Source organism: Microcystis sp. M090S1 (assembly GCF_020246295.1).
GTDB classification, from domain to species: Bacteria; Cyanobacteriota; Cyanobacteriia; order Cyanobacteriales; family Microcystaceae; genus Microcystis; species Microcystis aeruginosa.
In genome coordinates, this window is sequence record NZ_JADBTF010000361.1 from 1 (window position 1) to 4444 (window position 4444).

Sequence of the window (4444 nt, forward strand, 5' to 3'; positions counted from 1 at the left end):
ATTTTGAGTATAAATACTCTATATACTCACTTCTCTGCGATGCAGTCGCACTCGCGGGAGCGCATTTTGTAGCTTGCTTAAAGCTTTGTTTCTGTCTGTATCACTTGTTACTTTTTAAAATGAGAATTGCTGTACAATTATCATCTTTCTTGCGATTGATTTCATTATTAATTTCTTCAGTTAAAAATATTTCAATTTCTTCCTGTAGCCAATCTGAAAGCAAATAATTAGATTCTTGACATTCGCTATCATAATAGGGATCTGTCATGAAGTCAAAGAAAATATTGGCATCAATAACAACTTGAATCTTAGACTTGTTTTTTTCCTCGATTAGCTCTTTGATTAATGGAGGGATTGTATGCTCTAAATCCCAAGTTGTCAATAAATGTCCTTCTGCACTTTTTCCGGGTTTTTCCGATTTGGCAATAAATCCAAAACTTGACCACATTGAACTCAAGTTATAATCCATGCGACAATCAAAAACAATTCCATAAAGTTGCTGTTTTTGGGTTTTGTCAATCAGGTGTTCAACTAATTGTCTGGCAACACCTTTTCTTCTAAAATTTTCATCAGTACATAAATGTATTATATGTGCTTTGTTAGTCTTTTGCTTAATTCTATACATTAAATATCCAACACATTTTTGGTCTAGACTAATGGCCGCTAAGATATGTCCTTTATCTGCATGATCTATAAATCCACCTTCAGGCATAAAACCCAAAGTCTTAGAGTTTTTACGACCCAACTCTTGTATTTTTTTTAAATATGTTGATCCATTTTCAATTGCAATAATTTCAACTTTCATAAAGAAATATAAAATTAAAATGTTGATTATTTATGAGTTGACTAAATTACTATATAAACATAGTAATTTAGCCTAATTTTTCTGCTAATTCTAACCAGCGATCAGTTAAATTATCAATTTTTTGACTTAATTGAGCTAATTCTTCGGTCAGAGCGGTTATTTTAGTAAAATCTTCTAGGGGTTCTCCATAAAGTACCTGTTCAATTTCGGCTTTTTTTGCTTCTAAAATTGGTATTTGTTTCTCGATATCTTCGTATTCTTTTTTCTCTTTAAAAGAGATTTTCTTATTGACAGGTGACGGAGAAGCTTTAACAGTTTTTGGGGTGACTTTTTTTTCTTTTGGTTCCTCCTCCTCTTTTTTCTGATCGAGATAAAGGGAATAATTGCCTGGATATTGACGGATATTACCCCCGGTTTCAAAGGAAAAAATAGTATCAACTACTCGATCGAGAAAATAGCGATCATGGGAAACGACAATCACACAACCGTTAAAGTCCTCTAAATATTCTTCTAAAATTGCTAAAGTCTGCACATCGAGATCATTGGTGGGTTCATCTAGGATTAAAACATTAGGTGCACTCATCAAAACTCGTAGTAAAAATAAGCGTCGTCTTTCTCCTCCAGAAAGTTTATAAATTGGTGCATACTGTTGATCGGGAGGAAAGAGAAATTTTTCTAACATCTGGGAAGCGGTGATCACGCTACCGTCTAGGGTTTTGACTAATTCGGCCACACTTTTCAGATATTCGATCACTCTTTGATTTTCGTTGATATTGAGATCATCGGATTGTTGATCGAAGTAACCAATATGAATAGTGGAACCGATGTCAACTGTGCCTGAATCGGGGAGAATTTTCCCGGTAATAATATCCATGAGAGTAGATTTTCCTACCCCATTACTGCCAATAACACCGATGCGATCTTCGGGGGTAAAAATATAGGTAAAATCTTTAATTAAAGTATGATCTCCGTAAGCTTTCGAGATATTTTCTACTTCGATAACTTTTTTACCGATGCGTCTTCCTGCGGTGGCAATATCGACTTTTCCCTCCACCTGTTTAAATTCCTTATTACCCATGGACTGAATGCGATCGATGCGCGCTTTTTGTTTGGTGCTGCGCGCTTTTGGTCCCCGGGATAACCATTCTAATTCCCGTCGTAAAACTCCCGCGTGTTTGCGTTGACTACTGGCGATCGATTCTTCCGCTAAAGCTTTTTTTTCTAGATAATAGGCATAATTACCGGAATAAGTAGATAAATCTCCCCGATCGATTTCAATGATGCGATTAGTCACTCGATCGAGAAAATAGCGATCGTGAGTAATTAATAATAATCCTCCCCGAAAACGGGACAAATAACTCTGTAACCACTCCACGGAAAGCGCGTCTAAATGGTTTGTGGGTTCATCCATCAATAAACAGTCAGGATCGGCTAAAAGTGCGGTAGCGATGGCGATTCTTTTGCGATATCCCCCCGATAAATCTCCCACGCGAGCATTAAAATTATCGATACCCAGTTTACTTAAAATAACTTTAGCATTGGTTTCTAAATCCCAGGCCGCAAGTTTATCAATTTGTTGCGAAACCCTTGACAAACGTTCCATAATAGTATCCAGATTTTCTGGCTCATGGACAAGGCGATCGGACAATTCCTCGTATTCCTTGATTAAAGTCATGCTTTCGCCACTATCGGCGAAAACCTGCTCTAAAACCGTTTTATCGTCGTCTAGATCGGGTTGCTGGGGTAAATAGACGATTTTCATCCCGGAATTGATTTGAATTTCGCCACCATCGATCGCTTCTAATCCGGCGATCATTTTCAATAGGGTCGATTTTCCCGATCCATTCGTACCGATCAGGCCGACTTTATCGCGATCATCGAGACTAAAACTCGCATCTTTGAGAATTTCCTTGATACCGAAGTCTTTTTTGAGCGATCGAACCGTCAGCAGTGTCATGATTTCTGGGAATAATCCTTCTTTTCTAGTTTGACATACTCCCGCCGTCAAGCTACGCTGTGACGGGGGATTCTTTCCACATTGCTGTTAGAAATTCTGGCGTTGTCAGGTGTAAAGATGAATCAAGCAAAAGTGTAGGGAACTGGAACATCCTTAAACTTAAGGTAATGAATTAGAAGCGGTAGGGAATTTTCTAACATTTTGACACATTTTGAATAGCAGAGAGTCTGACGATGAAGACGCGCTAAGTAATGACGTAATCTTGTATTTTCTCCCTCTACCCTTGTCCTATAAGTTTTGCTAACAATCTGATCCCCGTCAGGGATAAATATTGGATACACTGGATTTCCATCACTTACCCAAAAATAACATTGCCAAAATGAGATAGCTTGCCATAAACGTTGAAATGTGTCCGCACTATGATCACCAATTACCCATCCAAGAATTCCATCTCGAAAGTGGTCAACAGCCGTCCAGAGCCAGATTTTGTTCTTTTTTTTACCAACAAAAGTTTCTAATTCATCTAGTTCTCCCACTTCTGGAATCGTTTCTGAATTATAGGAATCAGGCAGCAGTTTTCCCACTTGTTTGACCCAATCCATAATGGTTGTTCGTGAGACTCCTGTCACTCTCTCAATGCCTCGAAATCCCAGGCCATTTACCTACATTTTCAGACAGCTACGCTTAACATCATCGCTATAGCCCTTTGTTTCATAGCTGTGGATGAACTGACGACCACAGTTTACACATATATAGTTTTGTTTTTGACCACGATGACCATTTTTATTGATGTGGTCACTTTTACATTCTGGACATTTCATCGTTTTTTTTCCTTCATTAAGTTTCTATCTATTTTACCTTCTCATCTCTTCATCTGACAACGCCGAAATTCCGGCGTTGCTGATTTGAGATATGAATCTTCTTTGGTGGAATTTCTGGCTCTCCTAGACTGGTTATAGCAAATTAGTAGTTTAAATGAGCCTAACCCCTTAAATACCGTGGAATCCAACAAAGCAAAAAGCTTTTTTTATTAAAATTGCTTTTTTGAATTCTGGTGAGCTTTACTTGGCAGGGCTTGCGTGGATGATTTTCTGCTAATATATCATAACTACTCTAGAAGAGCCGAATTTCTTAAAACCTAGACACAAACTAACTTTTGCACGGGAACCTGAACAGTTGGCATTCATACCTTGATTCAGCAACGCCGAATTTTCCTACTGTCTTTTTACTGATTACTGCTCACTGATTACTGATTACTGATTACTGATTACTGATTACTGTTTACTGATTACTGTTTACTGTTTATAGAGTGCAGACACACACATTTTAACTCAATGAAAGCAAGGTATCAATACCGCCTTTCCCCAACCAACACAAGAGGCTTTTGTCTCAATTGTTCGGGTGTGTGCGTGTTGTCTGGAACAATAAGTAGTCGTGCAAAATTAATTTCCTAGTCGAGACAGGAGACAGGAGACGGGAGACGGGAGACGAAAGACAGCTATTAGGGATCGGATTTGAGTTTTCAGTTCTCTGTTTGCTCACCACCGCAGAAGTCTGACGGAGTAGTGGCTTAGATGTGTAATTAATTGTGCTTAGATACTTAACTCTATAGACATAGTTAAATCTTCTATCCCCTACCTGACAGAACCTATAGCTGAACTTCCCCCGTATAAACATACTAG

2 protein-coding genes and 2 pseudogenes are annotated in these 4444 nt (G+C 38.3%); 1 reads left to right on the plus strand and 3 read right to left on the minus strand.

Features of this window, described 5'->3' with window-relative positions; all coding sequences use genetic code 11:
* Positions 1–100: 100 nt before the first annotated feature.
* The 3 genes and pseudogenes from IM477_RS16080 to IM477_RS16090 all read right to left on the minus strand — a co-directional run bounded on the left by IM477_RS16080 (position 101) and on the right by IM477_RS16090 (position 3583).
* Complete coding sequence (locus IM477_RS16080) at positions 101–805, minus strand: GNAT family N-acetyltransferase (RefSeq protein WP_287732567.1); 705 nt, start codon at positions 803–805, stop codon at positions 101–103.
* 67 nt (positions 806–872) lie between these two features.
* Positions 873–2762: an ABC-F family ATP-binding cassette domain-containing protein gene (locus IM477_RS16085; protein ID WP_287732568.1), complete on the minus strand. Its 1890-nt coding sequence runs from the start codon at positions 2760–2762 to the stop codon at positions 873–875.
* A 122-nt stretch (positions 2763–2884) separates the two neighbouring features.
* A pseudogene (locus IM477_RS16090) lies at positions 2885–3583 on the minus strand (IS1 family transposase).
* A gap of 513 nt (positions 3584–4096) precedes the next feature.
* On the opposite strand from IM477_RS16090, the pseudogene IM477_RS23415 reads away from it, so the two are divergent.
* Positions 4097–4188 (plus strand): annotated as a pseudogene (locus IM477_RS23415) (helix-turn-helix domain-containing protein); the annotation flags it as partial.
* Positions 4189–4444 lie beyond the last annotated feature (256 nt).